The organism is bacterium, from assembly GCA_013360215.1.
Classification (GTDB): Bacteria; CLD3; CLD3; order SB21; family SB21; genus JABWCP01.
Map to the genome: position 1 here is coordinate 1 of JABWCP010000021.1, position 23,647 is coordinate 23,647.

Annotated in this window: 18 protein-coding genes; 15 read left to right on the plus strand and 3 right to left on the minus strand. The window is 44.9% G+C overall.

The window, feature by feature from the left end; translation table 11 throughout:
- Positions 1-527 precede the first annotated feature (527 nt).
- Both HUU58_11900 and HUU58_11905 read left to right on the plus strand, forming a co-directional pair.
- Positions 528-1,175 (plus strand): response regulator transcription factor, encoded by a 648-nt coding sequence (locus HUU58_11900; GenBank protein ID NUN46373.1) that lies wholly within the window; start codon positions 528-530, stop codon positions 1,173-1,175.
- A gap of 80 nt (positions 1,176-1,255) precedes the next feature.
- Complete coding sequence (locus tag HUU58_11905) at positions 1,256-1,852, plus strand: hypothetical protein (protein NUN46374.1); 597 nt, start codon at positions 1,256-1,258, stop codon at positions 1,850-1,852.
- Here the strand turns inward: HUU58_11905 and HUU58_11910 are convergent.
- From HUU58_11910 to HUU58_11920, 3 genes are all read right to left on the minus strand, one after another.
- Positions 1,849-3,777 carry a DUF2723 domain-containing protein gene (locus HUU58_11910; protein NUN46375.1) on the minus strand — a complete coding sequence of 643 codons (1,929 nt, stop codon included), beginning with the start codon at positions 3,775-3,777 and terminating at the stop codon, positions 1,849-1,851. The genes HUU58_11905 and HUU58_11910 overlap by 4 nt on opposite strands.
- Before the next feature lie 96 nt (positions 3,778-3,873).
- Complete coding sequence (locus HUU58_11915; protein ID NUN46376.1) at positions 3,874-6,687, minus strand: Ig-like domain-containing protein; 2,814 nt, start codon at positions 6,685-6,687, stop codon at positions 3,874-3,876.
- A 126-nt stretch (positions 6,688-6,813) separates the two neighbouring features.
- Positions 6,814-9,666 carry a hypothetical protein gene (locus HUU58_11920; GenBank protein NUN46377.1) on the minus strand — a complete coding sequence of 951 codons (2,853 nt, stop codon included), beginning with the start codon at positions 9,664-9,666 and terminating at the stop codon, positions 6,814-6,816.
- Positions 9,667-10,058: 392 nt separating this feature from the next.
- Between HUU58_11920 and HUU58_11925 the strand changes: the two genes are divergently transcribed.
- The 13 genes from HUU58_11925 (at position 10,059) to HUU58_11985 (ending at position 23,628) form a co-directional block, all read left to right on the plus strand.
- Positions 10,059-10,922 carry a protoheme IX farnesyltransferase gene (locus tag HUU58_11925; GenBank protein ID NUN46378.1) on the plus strand — a complete coding sequence of 288 codons (864 nt, stop codon included), beginning with the start codon at positions 10,059-10,061 and terminating at the stop codon, positions 10,920-10,922.
- Positions 10,923-11,102: 180 nt separating this feature from the next.
- A complete protein-coding gene (locus HUU58_11930; GenBank protein ID NUN46379.1) occupies positions 11,103-11,759 on the plus strand; it encodes an ammonia-forming cytochrome c nitrite reductase subunit c552 in 657 nt (218 codons plus the stop codon).
- Positions 11,756-14,881 (plus strand): TAT-variant-translocated molybdopterin oxidoreductase, encoded by a 3,126-nt coding sequence (locus HUU58_11935; protein NUN46380.1) that lies wholly within the window; start codon positions 11,756-11,758, stop codon positions 14,879-14,881. The genes HUU58_11930 and HUU58_11935 overlap by 4 nt, the downstream gene beginning before the upstream one ends.
- Positions 14,882-15,038: 157 nt before the next feature.
- Complete coding sequence (gene nrfD / locus HUU58_11940; GenBank protein ID NUN46381.1) at positions 15,039-16,280, plus strand: polysulfide reductase NrfD; 1,242 nt, start codon at positions 15,039-15,041, stop codon at positions 16,278-16,280.
- Between the two features lie 13 nt (positions 16,281-16,293).
- A complete protein-coding gene (locus tag HUU58_11945) occupies positions 16,294-16,845 on the plus strand; it encodes a DUF3341 domain-containing protein (protein NUN46382.1) in 552 nt (183 codons plus the stop codon).
- 25 nt (positions 16,846-16,870) lie between these two features.
- On the plus strand, positions 16,871-17,479 hold the full coding sequence (locus tag HUU58_11950; GenBank protein NUN46383.1) for a cytochrome c: 609 nt from the start codon (positions 16,871-16,873) through the stop codon (positions 17,477-17,479).
- Between the two features lie 4 nt (positions 17,480-17,483).
- Positions 17,484-18,677, plus strand: coding sequence for a hypothetical protein (locus tag HUU58_11955; protein ID NUN46384.1), 1,194 nt, complete (start codon positions 17,484-17,486; stop codon positions 18,675-18,677).
- 16 nt (positions 18,678-18,693) lie between these two features.
- A complete protein-coding gene (locus HUU58_11960) occupies positions 18,694-19,059 on the plus strand; it encodes a hypothetical protein (protein ID NUN46385.1) in 366 nt (121 codons plus the stop codon).
- 22 nt (positions 19,060-19,081) lie between these two features.
- On the plus strand, positions 19,082-19,900 hold the full coding sequence (locus HUU58_11965) for an SCO family protein (GenBank protein ID NUN46386.1): 819 nt from the start codon (positions 19,082-19,084) through the stop codon (positions 19,898-19,900).
- 39 nt (positions 19,901-19,939) lie between these two features.
- Positions 19,940-20,869, plus strand: coding sequence for a cytochrome c oxidase subunit II (coxB, locus tag HUU58_11970; GenBank protein NUN46387.1), 930 nt, complete (start codon positions 19,940-19,942; stop codon positions 20,867-20,869).
- Between the two features lie 12 nt (positions 20,870-20,881).
- Positions 20,882-22,555, plus strand: a complete 1,674-nt coding sequence (gene ctaD, locus HUU58_11975; GenBank protein NUN46388.1) for a cytochrome c oxidase subunit I — start codon at positions 20,882-20,884, stop codon at positions 22,553-22,555.
- Between the two features lie 25 nt (positions 22,556-22,580).
- A complete protein-coding gene (locus HUU58_11980; GenBank protein NUN46389.1) occupies positions 22,581-23,234 on the plus strand; it encodes a cytochrome c oxidase subunit 3 family protein in 654 nt (217 codons plus the stop codon).
- A 4-nt stretch (positions 23,235-23,238) separates the two neighbouring features.
- The gene (locus tag HUU58_11985) at positions 23,239-23,628 is read left to right on the plus strand and encodes a cytochrome C oxidase subunit IV family protein (protein NUN46390.1); all 390 of its coding nucleotides are present in this window, start codon (positions 23,239-23,241) and stop codon (positions 23,626-23,628) included.
- Positions 23,629-23,647 lie beyond the last annotated feature (19 nt).

The window sequence follows — 23,647 nt, forward strand, 5'->3', positions numbered from 1 at the left end:
GCTTTGGATCCATCCTTTACGGCGGCGTCCAATCAGCCCGGTATAGCGACCCTCTTGCTCAATAAGCTGGAGGCCTTGGCTAAACTCTACTGATCGCTTTACACAAAACCTTTCCACTACACACAACCCCGTTGATGAGACGGGGTTGTGTGCTTTTGTCTGAGGCAAAACAGAAAGCAATCGTATGTTGCAATTGTTGCTGGAATACTATGATCGCATTTTTCTACGATTCGTTTTTTAATTACGTTAGATAATAAATCATTTGCAGAGTGATAATATTGAAAAAATCAACGTGCGAATGCCAGTAACGGGCATCAATGAGTCGAAAGATTTATTGATGCAATAGTTTAAAGAGCATAAGTACATTTCTATCTTAGAATAAACAATTGGCTTAAAATATTGTTGAAAATCGGTCATAAGAGCATTTAACAAACAGATCTATGTAAATACTATACAATGATGTGTTATTAGATATTATTTGCACTATATTCATGTAATACGATAGTGACTGAGTGGATACGCAGAAAATGAAAAATAAAAAAATCACAGTTTGGGTAGTTGAAGATAATGATGCCATGCGAACTACGTATGCAGAGCTTATCAATTCGGCATCCAATATGCGGTGCATCGGAAATTTTGACGCGGCCGAAGAAGCGATCGAAGCATTGTCGGCGCAAGAACATCCGGATGTGATCATGATGGATATCGAATTGCCGGGTATCAACGGCATCGAAGCGGTACGCCGTATCAAAGAAAAGGCGCCGGCAATTAATATCATCATGCAAACGGTTTATGAAGATAATGAGAAAATTTTTCAATCCATCTGTGCAGGCGCTACGGGATATATGCTCAAACGCACGCCGGCTGAAAAGATGATCGAAAGTATCTACGAAGCACATACCGGCGGTGCTCCTATCAACGCCCAAATCGCGCGCAAAGTGCTAACCATGTTTGCTCAGGAAATGCGCCCATCCGGTGCGGATTATAATCTCACAGTTCGTGAAAAAGAAATTCTCCAGAACCTCGTATCCGGACTTACCATCAAAATGATCGCCGATAAACTTTCGATCTCGGCCATGACCGTAGGCACACACGTCAAAAAAATTTACGCCAAACTGCAAGTAAGCTCCCGCGGTGAAGTTGTAGCTAAAGCAATTCAGGAAAAATTAGTTTAATCCGATACGCGTTATCCCATGCTTATGGGATTGAAGCCTCAAGGTCTAATGACTAATTTTCATAAAAACAGGAGGCGGACATGCGTACGTTTTTAATCTTTGCTATTATATTCGCGGTTATGTTTTCATCATGTGATCCGACTGATGATAAAGAAAACTCATCGAAGATTCCTTTTAATGGTGCACGATGGGCGGATTCCGTTGTCGGAATGAGTTCAGAATATTATCCGGCCGTAGCTTCATGGAATGCCGTCGAAGCATTGGGAGAACCTAATGTATATCCGGATTACGGTGATATTCCGTACGCATGGACTTCACAAACGCAAGACGGTCAACGTGAATATTTGGAGCTCGGTTTTTTTTCCAATCCGCAACCTGTAGCTTCTATTGCAATTTTCGAAACTTATAATCCGGGTGCGATTGACACACTGTATGTCATGAACCCCAATAACAATCTTTGGGAAATTGTCTGGAGTGATAGCGCACATGACCGTGGTGATTCGAGTCGAATTTTTATTGCCAGCTTTGCGAAAACCCCATTTAATGTTTCAGTAATTCGTATCGCCATTAATTCACCGAAAGTAATCAGCTGGAATGAAATTGATGCCGTCGCGATGGCGCAGGAAGAAATTCCCCCGTTCTACGACGACAGCACCGGTTTTTACAGTAAAGATTAAGGTGTAGCGGGTTTGGCTTGCAAGCGACGAATAGCGTTTTCAAGCGTCGGAGTATACGAGGATTGATTTTTGAGCAATTGTGCAGCGCGTTCATATAAAGTGAGCGCGTTTTCTTTTTGATTGAGAGATTCCATTATCGCAGCTCGGGCATAAAATAAACGACCGTAATAAGTCACAAAAAAACGCGCCATGCGATCTTTGTTGATCGCCTCATCGGTAAAAATTTCGGTTCGGATATTCGTATAATCTAAAGATGTGGGACGAATCATATCCGTGCGTAAACGAATCGCGGTTAATACCGATTCTTTATAATATTTTTCAGCAATGCCTTTGGGCGGATCGTACGTGAGGTAAACAGAACGACCCGATTGCATCCAGTTATCAATCAAAGCGTTGATCATGCGCTCGTATCGCCGTTGAATATAATGGCCATCAAATTTTTCGCCGGCTTCAAACGGTTTCACGGCATCTAAAAAATCATCAATTTCTTTTTTTATCAGTTCGGTCGATTCAGGGTGGTGATCACGGAGCATCTGGATATACCAACTTCGCCGGAGTAATTCCTGATCTATCATAAAAAGATCCGGTCTTCTTTTTTCGACCTGCTGATAATAGAAAAAAGGAAAAACCAATGGATCCCAATTTCCGATCACGAGCGCATTAGAGTCTGTGACTGAAAAGATATTTTCGGCGAAGCATTCCGTAAAACGATACTGATGCATATCGTTTCGTTTGTAGTTTTCAGGAAGATGCCACAAGCATGCTATTGCCAGCAATCCTGCTGCAATATAAGTCACTCGCGAAGGCCATTGTGCAGCCAAGGATATAATTCCTAAGACAACTAAAACGGCGACGATCATATACGAAGGAATATAGAATACGGACACCAGCGCTTTGTTTTCAGCGCTGACTAAGGGATTGCCGGTAGTCACGTCAAAATTGGTAAGATAGGTCGTCACCGGTGCGGTGAAAAACCAAAATACTAAAACAAATAGCAAAAGAGAACGATGACGCTTCCATAAAAAAACTAAAGCCGGAAGTACCAAGACAAGAATCGGAGAAAACCACTGTTCGCCGAGCAGCGAAAAATATGCCTTAAGCTGAGAGATAAACTTAACTAGCGTTTGTGTTTCGTTAAGTTGGTATTGATGGCGAGCAATAACGCGCCAAAAATTGGTCCATGTCTCGGGATTACCCCAATCCATCATCGGATTTCGTGCCGACGCTAATGGTAAATAAATAAAACAAGTAAGCCCGAGGATCATCAAACCTGTTGCGATAGCTATTCTTTTCAGGTTTAATATAAAATTACGATCTGTAATGAATGCCAACATTACGAGCGGTGGCAAAAGTACAAGTGTGGTGGTATGGTTGCTCAGGGACAGTCCCAAAACAAAACTTAAAAGATAAAAATATCGCGAGCGTTCATTGTTGCTTGTTTCGCACAACCATAACGTGGTTAAAAGTAGGATTAACCCTGTAAAAAAAATGTGAAGACCATATACTTCGGCGATAACCGATTGCTCCCAAGCTTCAGAGGATGTCGCGGTAAGAACCGCGGTTAGCACCGAGAATAGAAATCCGAGCAATGGGTTTTTTAAAATATCGATATATGTAAGACGCAACCAAAGAAAAAATGCCCACGCAATCAAAGCGGCACCGCTGGCAGAAAAAAAAGCAGAAGCCATATTAACGCGGTAAGCGATATGGCCAAAAGGGAGCCACGTAAAAAGATGTGAAAGTAGCGTCCAGAGTGGATAACCGGGCTGATGGGGAATACCTAGGTGTGCGGCGGCGGCGATTAGTTCGCCGCTGTCTTCAAACGTCACTGTGGGCGCTAGCGTATATACGTGTAGAGTCAGAAGCGCTACAAACGAAACTAAAATGGCTCCAATAAAAAAAACACTAGGGTATCGTTTTAACATGAAAAGCCGTCATGCCCATAAATAATGATCATTCCATCATAAGCAAAAGTCAAAAATTCATCAAGGCCAATTCGAAGCTCTTAATAGCATGTATTTTTAACGTTGACCAAAGTTTGGCATCCACAAATGAATTGATATACCCATCCATATTTCGCGTCCGGGCTCATACATTGTTCCATCACGAAACCGTACCTTGTATTGACTGTATCTACGATCTCGTATGTGGGTTGGAAGTGATTGAAAATCGGATGTTGCAAGGTAGCCATTATCATTGGCTTGACCAGTGGCGGGAAAAACAGTAACCGGGTTTTTATTGTTTAGAAGGTTAGTGCATTCAATAAATATACTAAACTCAGTATTATCTAACTTAAAGGACTTTGTGAGTTTTAGATTAACTTTTCTGGACGAAGGGGCCGTTTCGGAGAGCGGATCCGAGCTTATTGATGGTGGGATGCCGGTTATATCGGATGGATTTACTTCGGTTCTTGAATACGGAAATCCGCTAGCGGAAGTATATTCAACAAACAATGTAGAATGCGACAATACCGTTGTTGGAGCCGATTGGTCGAAATGGATGATACTTTGAATATTGAAGCTAAGTGGACGTGTATGTATCAGCGGCATAGAAACATTGCGTTGCCAACCTAACCAAACCGCGCGAAAACCCTCGGTGTCAAAACTATTGCCTTCCGCTTTTGAGTTAATAAACTGTCCAAATAGCCGTACGTCCCAAAAAAGCGTTAGTGGTATTTTAGCGCCGACGGACAATCCCTGAATAGAGAAACTTCTTTGGTTATCAATGACGATAGTTGAATGGGGTTGCGTAAGCTGTGAATTGATACTCATGCTCTTTTGTACATCGATTAAAAAGACTCGGAAATCAATTGTCCCGCCGTTATGGGTTTTCATCTGAGCGCCTGCATCCATTGAAAAAACCTTGGGCAACTGTAGTGACGGATTGCCTAAGGTTAATGCATACGGTCCTAGGTTTATCATTTGAGCCAACAGCTCTGAATTAACATACCAATTTTTTAATCCTGGGTTTTGACGGTACCAACCGATATGCGAACTTGCCGTTAAACGCTCGGATAGTAATGTTTGGATAGAGAAGCGTGGCATCAGGGCCGTAATCGAATTAACGTCCGCAAAATCGTTTGTGTGAATGAATCCATCACTACCTGTGGGGTTGATAGGGTTTTTAAACATTCGCGCATCGGTTTTCAACCAAAGTGCATGTAATCCAATGGATGCATTAATATTATTTTCATGTAGATGATATTCTGCAAAAGCATTTTTTTCCACTGGTTTGCGAGCGCCATTCATCCCTGATACTGTTTTTATCAGCTCCAGATTATCCGTTAAAGTATAACCGATCAGATCGTTTGGTTGATTTAAATAATCAATAATATTGGCATGTCGGATCTCATGAATTGTATAAGAAACCCCGCCGACCAGCAGATCATTGCGTTCCGGAATTTTAAATGAAGCTTGTGTAAAATAACGCGTTGTTTGGGTTTCTCGTTTCGAAAACAAATATGGTCCCGCGCCTATATCAAAAAACAAATTGTCATTGAAATAGGTTCGTCCGCCCGTCGTACCGGTTCCATAAGTCTGCAAATTTCGAATTGCATAATTATCGGACCGGAACAAACGTCGGTCGGCCATCCGATCTTTGTAAGAGTAGTTCCAAAAACCAGCAAGTACTTCGATTGATTTATTGCATTTCCAAAAAGTCTGCGCTGTAAAATCACTAGAACTTGAGGTTTTTCTATATCCGCCACGTTTACTTAAAAGATATCTTGAGTCGAACAGGTTACTTTTTTGTTCGTTATATGTATGCGCAATCTTAATCGTGTAATTTTTACTAAAAAGAAGAGTTCCTTGCATATATGTATAAAGTCCGTGGTCGCTGTTGACTTCATAGTCACGTGCGCCGTTTTTGTAACCACGCCAAACGACCGTATCCTTAGGTTTGAACACGCCCTGCTGATCCCAATAGTACTCACTATTACCTTGTTTAATCTGATATTGAGGTATCCCGACGACACTGGGATCGCTATCATCGAAGGATTCACTTTCAGCGGCAGCGTACAGATAAAATAAGCCTGGGATTACCGGGCCCGAAATATCTGCATCAAAGCTACGTTTACCGTAACTTGAGAATCCGATTTTTTCAGAAAAAGCATCCGTCATGCCTGACGTTGAAAGCGACCATCGGTCAGTACCTTCTTTGGTTTGAATGTCAATCTGGTGATTATACATCCCAATAGAGGTATTCGTTCCGCCTTCATGTATAGTAACAGATCGTATGGCGCGATGCGGTATGCGCAAATGCGGAAGTCCATCCGTAATATCTGAGATGAGATTTCCGTTAACCGAATAACCTGTCGCATAATCAAAATCAGACCGAACATGATAACGCCGTGTTCTTTCACTTTTACCATTGCTCGTGGATACTGCAGCGGGTAAATGGAGAAGATAATTTTCAACATGCTTTCCTGTCATTACGCTCTGTTGTTTGCTACTTATTGTCTGTATGCCGTATCCATCGAAAGACACATGACTGTAATTGGTCGAATAAATACCGTAACCATTACGTTCAGTTTTTAAGAGTTTTATGTGGATGCTTAGAGTTTCGTGCCGTCTAGCAAAAACATCAGGTAATGCCCCTATCGAAGTTTTATGATGAGACAATTGGATATCGTAAACACCATCAGTTTGAATGGAAATGGAAACATAACCGTTTCCATCCGTTCTTAATGTTTGATGGGTGATGTTCGTTTGAATATCGATGTCCGCTATGGGAGCATTATTAATATCAACCACGGTTATTTGAATTTCGCCTGCATTGATAGAAAATGCATAAAGCATAAATGCGAATGCATACGCACGGTAGATTCTATATTGCATGTTCCCCCCTAAAAAAAGTAATTTTATATACAGTAGTACGGTAAAATCATAAAAAATTACAAAATTATTTTTTAATAAATCACTATGTATTTCAAAAGAGAAGCTTTTCTATCGTATGCCAATCTACTAATAAGTCACCTCAAGTCCGATCAATAACTCCCGCCCCGGTTCATACATCAGACCATTTCGAAAATGTGCCTTATACTGAGGGCGGCGGCGATTTTGTTGATCACTGGAATAAGAGTAGAATTCCGTAGTTTGTAGAAATCCGTTATCATCCGGCTTTCCAGTAGCGGTGAAAACAGATACGGGGTTTTGGGTATTAAATAAGTTCGTACATTCTAAGAAAATAATTGCTTGGAACTTTCTATAGTGAAACGATTTACCAAGTTTAAGATCTATGGTAAACATATCATCGGATCGTCGGCTATTTTGCTTTGCCGTAGAATGGCTTGATGGTATTCCTAGTACGACAATGGGGGCCACGGTAGTTGGTGTATATAACGCGCCGTCCTTCTTAGTTACACGGAGACTTCCATAACTGTGTTTTAACCACCAAACGGGAGCGGTATCGTCAAAATGAATCGTACCCATCCCACCCATGTGCCATTCCTTTTCGTGATTGGCAGATTGTTTTAGTTTTGCAGGGCTTGAAGGGCTTGAAAAACCCAGCCAAGCTGCGCGAAATCCCCCTGCGTTATAAAAATAACTCTCTTCCGCTTCCTGCACTCCGGAGTAACCGATCAACGTGATATGATCTTGCACTTCGAGCGAGGCATCTAAAATAAATCCTGTTGTATTAAAGTTTGAAACGGCTCCATACATCATTAAACTGTTCGGAAATGAAACAATACTGCTTTGATTGATTCGGTCCTTTGTTTTTTGTCGGTACCAACTACCGCCGACATTGAAATCGGAGTTTATCTGCATACGCCCGCCGATATCAAACGTTCCAACTTTTGAGGGTTGAAGCGTTGAGTTACCTAGGATTGTTGCAAACGGAGGAGCAAGAGATTGGCGTTCCAAAAAAGACGTACTATGATAGCGGTACTTGATCTGGTCTGCAAAGTAATACCATCCATAATGACTGAAAACAACTATACCTTCTGACACATCGGCAGTGATACCGATCCGTGGTAATATTTTATAATACGTGGATTCTGTTTTTTTATAATCATCATCAGTGATAATTTGATCATGGCCTGCAGGATAGTGGTAATCTTTGATTTGATCTGTTCCAAATTGTATTCGGCGGTAGGCAAAGCCAAACGAAGCCGTTAGCTTGTGATTTTTAAACGTGGCTTCCGAATACGCATCCCAAATGACGGGTTGCTTTGCGCCATCTTTTCCGCTATTTTTTTCTTTGAGATCAAAGTTTGTCGTAACAGTATATCCATAAATGTCATTAGCCCCATTTATGGGATTTTCATAATCGTAGATCATGGCGGAGCGATATGTTCCCGCTGTTCGACTAATTCCTGATTCTATGCTCAGCGACTCCGTTGCCCGGTAATTAGCTGTGATAGATTCGGTATGGACTGTAGACTCGTTTTGCTCAAACATGGCATGCCCGGTGGCGCCGATATCGTAAAAAAGGTTGTCGTTAAAATAAATACGATGCCCGGTACTGCCAATTATCAAATTCTCTATATTATTTAAAGCGTAGGATGTTGACTTAAAAAGTCGTCGGTCCGCGTTTTTTTTATGGGTTGATATATACTGCGTTTTACCACTAACTTGCCACTGTTCGTTAATATGCCATGTTGCAGATGATTGTATTGCAAACGCCGTATTTTCTGTTCGTGGCGCTCCTTCGGGTGAAAGCAATTGAGGCATGGTAAACCAATTACGTGCATAGTGTGAATACAATCCCGATACATCAAAGATAATATTCCGAGTTAGCGGCACCGTAAAACGGGTGTACGCATTGATCGTCTTGCGTGCATTACTGCGCCCTGGACGCGGTCCGTATTGGGAAGATTTCCAAATGACGGTGTCTTTACCTCCTGACCCATGCTTGATCTTGTAATCTGGAACGCCAACAACACTCGGGTCATTGTCGTCGGTGTTTTCATATTCTGCCGCGCTGTAGAAATAAAGTTTTTTTGGTATAATAGCGCCTGAAATTTCACCGTCGAACTGACGGTATCCATAGGAAGTGCCGCCCAACCAAGCTACCGGTTTATCCGAACGAAAAGAACCTCCAAAAGTTAATCGATCCGAACCTTGTTTGGTTTGAATGTCGGCAACCTGAGAAAAATTACCTGAACGGATGTCGGCGGCCCCTTCTTGGAGAAGTACGGACATAATGGCGCGGTGCGGAACTTGGAGATGTTTTTGTCCGTCAAAAAGATCGTTTATCCATTGGCCGTTGACTCTGAATCCTAAAGCCTCATCAATATTAGAACGGACATGAATATAATCGCGGTAGGTCTGAAGAGGATTAACCACATTTATGCGAGCAGCTATTTCCGTGCTTTCAAAGTCTTCGCGCGGTGTACGACTGGTATAAATTGCACCCGGCATATTGAGTAGAAAACCTTCCGCATGACGACCGGTGAGTTTGTTTTGAGATCGTGATGTTTGCAATCGTACGGTATAAGGAAAGGCGTTTTGTACGGTCGACGAAAGCTGCATAGTTTGCGATGCCAGCGAAGCTTGCGTTTCGTCCAAGACGATTTCGATAGACGTTGCCGGATATCGGCCAACAAAAACTTCAAAAGGTTCGTCAACGGTCAGAGTTTCCGTTGTGATCTTGAGTTCATATACACCTGTCGGCAACAAATAAAAATGAACTACGCCTTCCTCATTGCTTTGACTGGCATACGGCGTTTGAAGAAGTTCGATCAGCGCGTGACGGAAAGGATCACCTTGGGGGGTTCGCAGGTGGACGATCAATTCTCCAAAGTCCCCGGCGAAGGCCGCCGATGAAAAAACAGCACTGAAAAATGCTGCACGAAGAAAATGTAATAATGACATGGATTTTCCCTCAGATAAAGTCAAAAACAGAATGAGATTTGATAAAAGCATGGTAAGGTTAATTTAGGTATGATTTAAAAACAAGAGTAAAGACGGGTCACTTTGAAAAAAACGACATGCGTTATCAAATAGCTGTATCTCAAAATACAATAAGCGCGTTATTTCAATGCAACTCAAAAGTTTAGTATAGAGCGAGTTTAGAGGATTGTTTGAACTCTTTTCAGTCTTGGCGATGTTGTGAAACTAGACTGAAGGTAAGAGATGAAAAAGTGAAAAAATTTTTTTATAAATATTCTTTGACAATCACAGGCTACTATTCTATCTTAGCCGCCATTCGGAAATTATGGATTAATAACTGTTTAATTCCACATTTAGAGAAAGTTCGCCACGGGATGAAAGAAATCCTGAAATCTTATCTGACACTGACCAAACCGACGATTATGTTGCTGGTTGTTTTTACGGGCGCGACGGCATTAATCGTTGAAGGCAGTTTCTTACATGAGCCGGTGAAATTTATTCTCGTACTGGTGGGTTTGTATTTAACCGGCGGTTGCGCCAACGGACTGAATCAGTTTTTTGAACGCGATATTGATGCAAAAATGGAGCGTACCAAAAGCCGCCGCCCGTTGCCGGGCGGAATCCTGAGCCCGATGCACGCGCTGATTTTTTGCTCGATTATCGGTATCTCCGGCGTGATTCTCTTCGCCGTGGTTTTCAACTGGCTCACGGCCATCTTATCTTTAGCGACTATTTTATTTTACAGTTTCTTTTATACCCTTTATCTCAAGCCCAATACGTCACAGAATATCGTTATCGGCGGTGCGGCAGGGGCGATGGCCCCGGTCGGTGCATGGGCCGCTGCGACCAATACAATGGCACCGGCGCCGTGGATCATGTTTCTGATCGTGTTTTTTTGGACGCCGCCGCATTTTTGGGCGTTGGCACTGTTTTGTAAAAACGATTATATCAAAGCCAAATTACCGATGATGCCCGTCGTCAAAGGCGATGACAGTACACTCCGTCAAATGTTTTATTATTCTCTCGTGCTGGTAGTTACCACACTGGCTCTTATTTTCTTCAAATCCGGTTGGATTTATGCCGTTACGGCGATTATCCTCGGTTTCTTCTTTGTAAAAAAAGCGTACGACGCTATGAAATATAAAACTGAAAAAATCATTCGCGGTCTTTTTGGTTATTCCATTGTGTATCTTTTTGCGCTTTTTTTGGCCATGATAGTGGACAGTCTCGTCGCTTAAGTGACGAACAATCTAGGTAATTCTTTGCATTTGTAAAGAATTTGTAAAATTGGCTTGCAAGTTTAGACATGGCCGTCTAAATTGCTGTCCCGTGAACCTTAATTGATGTCCCCCGAGTTTGACTGTTAGAAGTTTTTAAGATTATCCACCGTTTAATTATTCATTAATGAGGAGACCTCAGTGGCTCAGATATTCCCAAAAAGGGCAAACAAGACTCCGATTTTAGCTGCCGCCGCTTTGGGATTTTTGGGTATGGCCGTGACCGGTTTTTTCTGGTACTACGGTTCGCCTAAATTTACCGATGTAGGCTACAGGCCTGTACAACCTGTTCCGTACAGTCACAAATTGCATGCAGGTGATCTCGGCATGGACTGCCGGTATTGCCACGTAGGTGTTGAAACCGCCGCGGCTGCCATGGTGCCGCCGACGGCTACGTGTATGAACTGTCACAAACTTGTTCTGCCGCAAAGTGAAAAACTTTTGCCCGTGCGAGAGAGTTTTGCCAACAATACGCCGATTCAATGGGTCAAAGTTCACAAGATCCCTGATTATGCGTACTTCAATCACAGCATTCACGTCAATCGCGGCGTGGGCTGCGAATCCTGTCACGGCAATATCGCGCAGGAAGAAGTGGTCCAGCAGCGTCAACCCCTCAGTATGAGCTGGTGTCTGGACTGCCATCGTAATCCCGATCAGCATCTCCGCGATCTTCAAAGCGGAGTCAAAGTAACGGATATGAATTGGACCCCGCCGGCCGATCAAGCCAAGTTTGCTGCACGTATCAAACAAGAGAAAAAAATTGCACCCCCAGAAGATTGTTCAGGATGTCACCGATGAGCCAAAAGACTACACTTACACAAAACGGTAAAGAATACTGGCGCAGCCTGGATCAGCTCGCCGACACGCCCGAATTTAAAGAATTCGTGCAGCGTGAATTTCCGGAGCAAGCTTCGGAAATGAGTAATCCGGTTACGCGCCGTACTTTCTTAAGCCTCATGGGCGCTTCGATCGCCCTTGCCGGTCTCGCGGGTTGCCGCCGTCCGGTCGAAAAAATTATTCCTTATGTTATTAAACCCGAAGAGATCATTCCCGGCGTAGCTGAATATTTCGCCACGGTCATGCCTTTCGGTACCGGCGCCTACGGTGTTGTGGCCAAAAGCCATGAAGGGCGTCCGACCAAGGTCGAAGGTAATGAAAAACATCCTTCGTCCCTCGGCGCGACCAATGCCTATGCTACGGCTTCCGTACTCAATCTCTATGATCCCGACCGTTCAGCATATGTGCTGAATAAAGGCAATCAGAAATTATGGAATGATTTCGTAGCCGCATGGCGTGAACTTTTTGCGAAGTACACGGCCAATAAGGGCGAAGGTCTCGCGATCGTATCCGAATCGTTTGCCTCGCCGACGATGGCGCGCTTGCAGGCCGAATTTACGAAGGCATTTCCTAAAGCGACCTGGACTTCTTACGAAGCCGTCAGCGATGAAAATATCTATGCCGGTATTGAAGGTGTTACAGGTAACAAACTCCAACCGGTGTACAATTACGGTAAGGCCGGTGTGATTCTTTCGCTGGATGCCGACTTCCTGCATATGGAATCGGATAATATCACCGCATCACGGGGATTTGCCGATGGCCGTCGCATGAAAGACGAAAACGATACGATGAATCGTTTGTATGTCGTCGAAAGCATGTTTACCCTCACGGGTGGTATGGCGGATCATCGTCTGCGTCTTCAGAGCCGTCAGATCGGTGCTTTCACCGTTGCATTAGCTAAAGCTTTGGGCGTAGATACTATGGGTATCAATGCCGACACTTCCGTATTGGATGAAAAAGCCAATGCGTGGATTGCTGCGGTCGCTAAAGATCTGACAAATAATAAATCGAAGTCGCTTATTGTCGCAGGTCGTCGTCAGCCGGCTGCCGTGCATGCCCTGGTTTTCGCGATCAATAGTGCACTGGGCAATGTCGGAACGACCGTGCAGTATCATGCTGCAAAAGATATGATGATGTCAAACCGTTCCGGTTTAGCCGAACTGACCAAATCCTTGAGCGATGGCAAAGTATCCACCCTCGTCATGTTGGGCGGTAATCCGGTGTACAATGCTCCGGCCGATCTCAAGTTTGCGGAGGCGATGAAAAAAGCAGAGCATACCATTCACTTCAACGGCTACGTGGATGAAACCGGTTCCAACGGTGTCGAATGGCATATCCCCGCAAGCCACTTCCTCGAAGCATGGGGTGATGTGCGTTCTGCTAACGGTACGGTCAGCGCGATTCAGCCTTTGATTGATCCGTTGTATGCAACACATTCTGACATTGAAGTGTTATACTTACTTACCACGGGTAAAGAAGCGCGCGGGTATGATATCGTACGCGAAACATGGAAAACACTCTTTGCCAAAGGCTTGGATTTTGAGAAAGCATGGCGTTTGGCATTGCATGATGGCGTTGTCGGTGATACGGCTACGGCCCCTGTAACCGTCAAAATGGACGCTAAAGCCGCGAGCGCATTTGTTGCAAAAAATGCGTTGCCGTCAGGATCTGCGGATGCCAATAACTTAGAAATCGTTTTCTATGCATCGTCCGCTACTTTCGACGGTCGTTTTGCTAACAACGGTTGGCTGCAAGAATTGCCGGATCCGGTGACGAAAATCACGTGGGATAATGCGGCCATCATGAGCCACAAAACAGCAGAAGCGCTCAAAGTCAAAAATATTCTCGGCGAAGGTAAAAATCACCAGCCGATGATTCGATTGAAATATCAAGGGCAGACGTTGGAACTTCCCGTATGGGTTCAACCCGGTCATGCGGATTATTCTATCGCTGTCGCTTTAGGATACGGACGCCAATCGGCCGGCCGCGTAGGTAATGGCGTAGGCGCCGATACGTATGCACTGCGCACATCCGCCGCCATGGATTTTGATCTCGGCTTGACAGCGGAGAAACTGTCCAAAACGTATTTGATCGCAACCGTGCAGGATCACGGTGGATTTGATACGGACGCGCTTGCTGATAATGAAATTCAACGTCGTATCCCGACCATTATCCGGGAAGCGACGATCGAAGAGTACAAAAAAGATCCGAATTTTATTACCAGCGGTCGTACGCCCGGTGAAAAAGAATTGTACGGAAAAGACGGCAAGCCGATTTCGATCATGAATATGCACGAATATGGCCCGGAACGATTTGAAAAAGGCGAGTGGAATAAAAAATATCAATGGGGTATGTCCATTGACCTCAATGCCTGCACGGGTTGTAACGCGTGTATGATCGCTTGCCAAAGCGAAAACAATATTCCCGTTGTCGGTAAGGAAGAAGTGGCCAAGGGCCGCGAAATGCACTGGATTCGATTGGATCGTTACTATATCGGTAAAGATGTGAACGAACCGGAAATGCAGTTCCAGCCGATCGCTTGCCAGCACTGCGAAACCGCGCCGTGCGAACAGGTATGCCCTGTCGCTGCGACAGTACACGATAGCGAAGGTCTCAACGTAATGGTGTACAACCGTTGTGTCGGAACCCGATATTGCGCCAATAACTGTCCCTACAAAGTACGTCGTTTCAATTTCCTCGAATTTCATGCCGGTACGTCCGGATTTATGGAATCGAAACCGATCGAATCCCTCAAATTGGGCAAAAACCCCGATGTGACGGTGCGTATGCGCGGTGTGATGGAAAAATGTACGTATTGCGTGCAGCGTATCAGCGGTGCCCGTATCGCGGCGAAGAAAGAAGACCGCGATATCCGCGACGGCGAAGTCGTTACGGCATGCCAGCAAAGCTGCCCGACGGGAGCCATCGTTTTTGGCAATATCAACGATCCCGAAAGCAAGGTGTCTAAGATGAAAGCCATGAACCGCAAATATGAAGTGTTGGCCGAACTCAATGTTCGTCCGCGCACGAGCTTCCTGGCGAAGCTGAAAAATCCGAATCCGGAATTAACAAAAAACGCTTAACTATAAAACGAGTACCGCTGTGAGTGTAGCAATTCAAGAACATCATACGGCCGACGAACCGCTTATCACGAGTAACGCCACGTTCTCGGGTATAACGAATCAAGTCAGTGCCGTCGTTGAAAACAAACCGCCGCGTCCATGGTATGTATTTTTTGCCATGGCCAGCTCCGGCTTTCTGCTCCTGCTGATCGCGATCACGTACCTGCTTTTTGAAGGTACGGGTATCTGGGGTATCACCAATCCTGTCGGTTGGGGTCTTGCGATCGTAAACTTCGTGTTTTGGGTCGGTATCGGTCACGCCGGTACGCTGATCTCTGCGATTCTTTTCCTTTTTCGTCAAAAATGGCGTACGTCCATCAACCGTTTTGCGGAGGCGATGACGATTTTCGCCGTTATCTGCGCGCTCTTATTCCCGGGTATTCACGTCGGGCGTATGTGGGCGACGTATTGGTTCGCACCGGTTCCTAATCAGATGGGGATGTGGCCTAACTTCCGCAGCCCGCTGTTGTGGGACTTTTTCGCCGTCGGTACGTATTTTACCGTGTCCCTGATTTTCTGGTATGTCGGCTTGATACCGGATTTGGCCAGTTTGCGTGATCGCGCCAAAACGCGCGTTCGTCAGGTTGTGCTCGGTTTCCTGTCGCTCGGCTGGCGCGGCGGTAATAAACAGTGGAAACATTATGAAATGGCGTATTTGATTCTCGCCGGTATTTCCACACCGCTGGTACTCTCTGTGCACAGTATCGTTTCTACCGACTTCGCGACGTCGATCATTCCCGGATGGCATACGACGATATTTCCTCCGTACTTCGTCGCCGGCGCTATTTTCTCCGGCTTCGCCATGGTAATGACACTTGCGATCGTAGCGCGTAAGGCATATAAGCTCGAAAACATCATCACGTTATACCACTTGGAGAACATGAATAAGATCATGCTCCTCACGGGTATGATGGTCGGCTATGCGTACAGTTGCGAATTTTTCATCGCATGGTACAGCGGTAATATGTATGAACGATTTGCATTTATCAATCGCGCTTTCGGACCGTATTGGTGGTCGTATTTCAGTATGATTTTCTGTAACGTCGTCGTACCGCAGATTTTCTGGTCAAAGAAATTACGTCGCAATATCACGGTGATGTTTATAGCTTCGATCTTCATCAATATCGGTATGTGGTTTGAGCGTTTTGTGATCATCGTGACTTTGTCACGTGACTATCTGCCTTCCAGCTGGGATTATTATTCGCCCACGATGTGGGATTGGTTTACATTCCTAGGATCCTTCGGGTTATTCTTTACGCTCTTCCTGCTTTTCTTGCGCTTTGTGCCGATGATCGCCATGGCTGAAGTCAAGGGTGTACTGCCGCAGGCGGATCCGCATCATCACAACGGAAAACATTAATCGGGATACGAATATGAGTGCATCAAAAGAAAAACAAACAGATGAAGTCGCAATCGTTTTGGCCGAATTTGACGGCCCGGCGACATTGATCGAAGCTGCCAAAAAAATGCGGGACGCCGGATATAAAGCGTTTGACTGCCATTCACCGTTCCCGGTGCACGGCATGGATCAGGCGATGGGTTTAGCGCGTTCCCCTTTGGCTAAAATATGTTTCGTCATCGCGATGAGCGCCGTACTCGGTATGGCGTACTTCACATATTGGCTCAGCTTTGATTACAAATTGGTTATTTCCGGCAAACCGCTATTCAGCTATGTTGCGTACGTCCCTCCGGTATATGCGGTCGGCATTTTGACATGCGCATTGACGGCGGTAGTCGGCATGATGGTACTCAATGGTCTTCCGCAGCCGTACCATCCGCTGTTTAATTCGGATAATTTTGCTCGCGTTACGCAAGATGGGTTCTTTGTAAGCGTGGAATCCACCGATCCGCAGTATGACGAGGCCAAAGTCAAATCCCTTCTGGCGTCGCTTGGCGGCACCAATGTGGAAGTTGTCAAAGGATAATTCAAACATCTTAACTATAGTGTCTATGAAATCTTCAAAAATTTGGTCCACGACGGTGATTGTAGCGGTGATGGCGCTGAGTGCTTGCCAGGGTCGTCCCTCGGAAGAACCGCCTATTCACTTGAACCCCAACATGGACAGTCAGCCTAAATACAAGGCGCAGTCTAAGAGTGATTTTTTTGCCGACGGCATGTCTATGCGTACGCCGCCGGAAGGAACGGTCGCTCGCGGGCAACTGCGTGAAGACGCCGCTTACTATATGGGGCGCGACGAAAAAGGAAACCTTGTCAAAGAAAATCCGGTGCCGGTGACGATGGCGTTGCTTCATCGCGGTCAAGAACGTTTTAATATTTATTGTTCGCCGTGTCATGGTCAGACCGGATTGGGCAACGGGATCGTCGTACAGCGGGGTATGTTACCGCCGCCTAATTTTCACGATGAACGGTTACTCAAAGTCGAAGACGGTCATTTTTTTGATGTCATGACCAACGGTATCCGTAACATGTCTTCCTACAAAAGCCAAGTACCGGTAGCGGATCGCTGGGCTATCACGGCCTATATCCGTGCCCTCCAGCGTACGCATACGGCGTCTCTGGAAGATGTTCCACAAGAAAAACGTAAGGACTTGAAGTAAACTTATGAAACTGAATACTGAAACCTTTCGTCTGGAAGACGCCGGTTCATTCGGTAAAAAAGCGCTTATGGCCGGTATTGTCGGTCTTTTGATCAGCGTTGCCGGATATTTTGTGAATGCCGATCAATTCTGGCGTTCCTACCTCACGGCTTTTACTTTCTGGGCATCCATCGGTCTTGGCGGCATGTTCTTCGTATTGGTCAAGCATTTGGCCGGTGCGGAGTGGAGTGTGGTGTTAAGGCGCCTGGCCGAAAACTTCATGATCACTTTGCCGATCATGTTTGTATTTTTTCTCCCCATTTTATTCGGCAGTCATCATTTGTATGAATGGACACATACCGAAGTGGTCGCTAAAGATCCGATTCTGAGTGCCAAATCCGGTTATTTGAATATGACGTTTTTTACGATCCGTACGGTGCTGTATTTTGCAATATGGACGATTTTTGGCCGTATGCTCTACAAGATGTCAATCGGACAGGATGGCGGCGATCAATCAAAAAATAACCGCATGCGCCAACTCAGCGCGCCCGGTATGATATTGTTTGCCTTCTCGATTACGTATGCATCATTTGACTGGATCATGTCATTGCAACCGCATTGGTTTTCAACGATTTTTGGCGTGTGGTATTTTGCCGGCAGCTTGCTCAATTTTCTTGCCATGCTGGTATTGATCGCCATTTATCTGCGCAAACGTGGTGTGCTTGATAATGTGATTTCGATAGATCACTTCCACGATCTCGGAAAACTTCAATTCGCTTTTACTATTTTCTGGGCTTACATCGCATTTTCTCAGTTTTTCCTGATTTGGTATGCCAATGTACCTGAAGAAACGATTTTCTTCCTCAAGCGTTGGGAAGGCTCCTGGATGTACGTCAGTATCGGATTACTGGTTTGCCACTTGATGATTCCATTCATTTTACTCATTCCGCGTGCGAATAAACGCAATCTTACGATTATGAAGTTTGTTGCGATTTGGTTTTTATTTATGCACTGGGTGGATCTGTATTGGAATATTTTCCCGACGTGGCATGATGCCCATCACGGTGTAGTAATGTCCGGTTTATGGGTAGATGCGGCGACAATTTTGGGTATCGGCGGTATATTCCTTTGGTACTTTTGGATGCTGCTGGGCAAACAAGCATTAGCCGCTCACAAAGATCCGAGTTTCGAAAAATCTATGCATCACGTTAATCTTTAATCTGAGGATACGGGCGATGAGTGAAAATACACAAGAACAAATCCATCCCGAAGATGGCTATGAGAAGTCCGATGTCAATGCGCGTGCTATTTTGGTATCTACATTGGTCGGCATCATTTTGATCGTCGCGTCGCTGGTGCTGGTTGATGAATATTTTATTCAAGGACGCGAACAGTTTTATACCGAAGCGGTTCTCAAACCGGAATCGGCTCCTCTGCGTGACCTACGTACCAAAGAAGCGGAATTTCTCAACGGATATGCAGTGATTGATGCCAAAAAAGGTGTTTATCAAATACCGATAACCGTCGCAATGGAACGTTTGGCCGCGGAAGCTTTCGAGAAAACGCAGACCAAAAAAGACGGTAAAACTTCCAAAAAATAAAGTCTGATCTGAAAGAATTTTCATGCGATTACGATCGCTACTTTGTATAACTGTTCTTTTACAATATGTATGTTCTACGCTGGACGCGCAGGTGATTCTGGAAAAGAATCAGGATCCCGAATTGCAAAAAATAGATGTGATCGAACATCTGGGGGATACCGTCCCGATGAATTTGCAATTTAAAGATGAGCACGGAACGATAGTGCAATTGTCGGACTACTTCGAAAAAGGTAAACCGATCGTTCTTACGATGGCTTATTATCGCTGTCCGATGTTATGTACGATGGTGCTCAACGCGAAAGCCGAGGCCGTCAAACAATTAGCATGGTTACCCGGGCGTGAATTTCAAATGCTAACCGTAAGCATAGATCCCAATGAAACACCGGTACTGGCGTCGAATAAAAAAGACACCTACCTGAAGTTTCTTGATAAGCCCGGCATTCAGGATGGCTGGCATTTTTTGGTCGGCGATTCGTCGCAGTCCAAAGCATTGGCGGATGCACTGGGGTTCAAATATTTTTACGATGAAAATCGGAAAGAATATGCACATCCGGCGGTAGTCTTTGTGATCACCGAAAAAGGCATAGTTTCCCGTTATTTGTATGGGATACGATTCGCTGAGCGCGATATGCGATTGGCGCTGATGGAAGCGTCCGAAGGAAAAATAGGAAGTACGATTGACCGCATCATCATGTACTGTTTCCATTATGACCCAAATGCCAAAGGTTATGTGGTCATGGCAACAAATGTGATGAAGTTAGGCGGGTTGGTCACGCTGGTCGTGTTGGGTGTTTTTTTAACGGTGATGTGGCGTCGCGATAAAACACGAAGTATTCAATAAATTTTAATATAAATCCTATAATTAAAGGAAAACGATCGTATGAATGATTTTTGGATGCCACCCGCGCATTCGACGGTTGCGCATGAGATTGACAGTCTCTTCTATTTCATTTATTACTGTTCTGTCTTTTTCTTTGTGGCTGTCGTCGGCGCGATGACTTACTTTGCGTTTAAATACAAACGTAAAGCGCATGAAATGACCGAACCTGCAGCGCATAATAATACGCTGGAAATCACGTGGACCGTGATTCCGACGATTTTGTGCCTCGTGGTTTTCGTGTTGGGTTTTCGCGGCTACATGAAGATGAATGTGGTTCCGAAGGATGCGCTTGAAATCAAAGCGACCGGACAAAAATGGTTTTGGTCTTTTGATTATCCTTCCGGTGCTACGACGGTAAACGACATTGTCATCCCGGTCGGAAAACCGGTCAAACTTCTGATGTCCTCCAAAGATGTAATCCATAGTTTTTATGTTGCAGAATTTCGTACCAAACGCGACGTATTGCCCAACCGCTATTCCATCATATGGTTTGAAGCGACGCAAGCCGATACATTCTTGATTCAGTGTACCGAATATTGCGGTACGAGCCATTCGGAAATGATTGGCAAAGTAATTGCGGTAAGTGAAACAGATTACAATAAATGGCTCGAAGCCAATAGCAATCCGGGCGAAGGCTTGACTCCCGAAGCCTACGGTGAAAAACTGTATACAACCAAAGCATGTATTACATGCCATAGCTTGGACGGTAAACCCGGTTCAGGTCCCAGTTGGAAAGCGATCTTTGGTAAACCCGAAAAAATGACCGACGGCTCGAGCGTGACGGTTGATGAAAATTATTTGCGTGAATCCATACTAAACCCGCAAGCCAAAATCGTGGCCGGTTATCAACCGGTGATGCCGACGTACCAAGGCATTCTGAAAGACCGTGAGATTGACGCGATCATCGCTTATATCAAAACTCTTAAATAGAAGGTAATTAATATGTCTGCGACAGTGACGGAAAAAAATGTGAGTTCAGCGTCTACAGGGATGCCTGAGCATCACTTTTTAAACAGCCCGAAAGGGTTGAAGTCTTGGTTGTTGACGCTGGATCACAAGCGCATCGGGGTGATGTACCTTTTTGGTATCATGACGATGTTCTTTATCGGCGGTGTATTCGCATTGCTTGTACGCCTCGAACTGATGAGTCCGGGCGAAGACATCATGGGCAAAGACGCTTACAATAAAATGTTTACACTGCACGGTGCCGTGATGGTGTTTCTTTTTATCGTGCCGTCAATTCCCGCAATTATCGGTAATATCATTCTGCCGTTGCAGATTGGTGCAAAAGACGTAGCGTTCCCGCGTCTCAATTTAGCAAGTTGGTACGTATATCTTGCCGGTTCGATGTTTGCTATTTATTCGATGATTACCGGCGGCGTGGATACAGGTTGGACATTTTATACACCGTATAGCAATACCAGTAATACGTCTGTTATTTCTATGACGACCGCCGTATTGATCCTTGGTTTCTCGTCCATTTTTACCGGTCTTAATTTTATCGTCACGGTACACAAACTGCGTGCGCCGGGCATGACATGGTTCAAAATGCCTTTGATGGTATGGGGTATTTATGCGACGGCATTGATTCAGGTATTGGCTACGCCGGTGCTTGCGATCACGGTCGTTCTCCTCATGTTGGAAAAAATGTGGCATATCGGTATTTTTGATCCGGCTATGGGCGGTGATCCGGTGTTATTTCAGCACTTCTTCTGGTTCTATTCGCATCCTGCCGTATACATTATGATCTTGCCGGGTATGGCGATCATTTCGGAACTGGTGGCTGCGTTCTCGCATAAAAACATGTTCGGTTATCGTTTCGTAGCGTTTTCGTCATTGGCGATAGCGCTGTTGTCTTTCCTCGTATGGGGACACCACATGTTTGTCAGCGGGCAATCGGAATTGTCGGCCGTGATTTTCTCGTTCCTTACGTTCTTCGTCGGTGTGCCGTCGGGTATTAAGATATTCAATTGGCTTACGACGATGTATAAAGGCTCAATCAGTTTTTCAGCGCCGATGCTGTGGACATTTTCATTTTTATTCTTATTTACGATCGGCGGCCTTACCGGTATTTTCTTGGGAACGCTGTCTGTGGATATCCATTTACATGATACGTACTTCGTCGTGGCGCACTTTCACTACGTGATGATGGGCGGTACGGTGATGGCGCTGATGGGCGGCTTGCACTACTGGTGGCCCAAAATCTGGGGTCGCATGTACAATGAATTCTGGGCACGCATTTCCGTATTGTTGGTTTTCATCGGCTTCAATTTGACCTTCTTTACTCAATTTGTTATGGGTTCCCGCGGTATGCCGCGTCGTTACTGGACATACCAAGATCAATTCACTTCGTTGCACGGTTTTTCGTCCATCGGTGCGTTTGTGATCGGAGCAGGATTTTTGATCATGGCGTTTTATTTAATTCACTCCATATTCAAAGGCAAACCGTCGGGTAATAATCCTTGGGGCGCTCTGACATTGGAATGGACCACGAGTTCACCGCCGCCGCATCATAATTTTGATCAGACGCCGATCGCTGTCAATGGCCCGTACGACTATGACAAGGTCAAGGCGGAAATCACATATGAACCGAATATCCCAAAAGCGAAAGTATAATTTTTTTTAACGATAACAGGTAACTATGTCAAGTCAACATTCAGCCGCTCATCCGGCGCATCTGGCGCATCACTTTAGTGATGTGGAGCAGCAAAAGGAATCCGCCAAACTCGGCATGTGGTTCTTTCTGCTGACGGAAGTTTTGACCTTCGGAGGCCTTTTTTGTGCGTACGCGATTTATCGCGCATGGTATCCGGAAATGTTTTCTATTGCTCATCAGCAGCTCAATGTCACGATGGGCACGATCAATACGATCGTTCTGATCACGAGTTCTCTCACGATGGCGTTGGCCATTCGCAATATGCAACTCAATGACAAAAAAGGTACGATCACCATGCTTCTGCTGACATTTTTGTTCGCAGGAACATTTATGGTGATCAAGTACTTTGAGTACACGCATAAAATTCACCTCGGCCAATTACCCGGAAAGTTTTATACGTTTGACGGTATCAATGCATCCAATCCGCATATTTTCTTCAGCATTTATTTTGCGATGACCGGGTTGCACGGTATTCACGTAATGATTGGTATGATTTTGATTGCCTGGCTTATGTATAAAACCAGTAAAGGTGCGTTTTCATCGGAATATTACACGCCGATCGAAATGACGGGTCTTTTCTGGCACCTTGTGGATTTGATTTGGATTTTCCTTTTCCCACTCTTTTATTTGATAGGATGAGGTCATGAGCAACGAACAACATAAAGAACATATTATACCACTGAGTACGTATCTTGGCGTTTTTAGCGCGCTGATAGCACTCACGGCATTGACGGTATGGATCGCCCAGTTTCACTTTGGCGAATGGAATTTGATCGTGGCGATGTCCGTCGCAGTAGTAAAAGCACTTTTAGTGGCTTTTATTTTCATGCATCTTTTGTACGATAATAAATTGTATGCTACGGTGTTTGCAGGCTCGATTGTATTTTTAGCCATATTTATTGTATTCACCATGTATGATACGTTGCGACGTGATGATATCTATGAACAAGTAGGTAAACCCATCAAGTCCAAAGCGATCATCTATGATAATATGCCCGTCAAGAAAGATTCTACGGCGCATAGCGGACATTAATAGGATCCGTGAAAGCGAT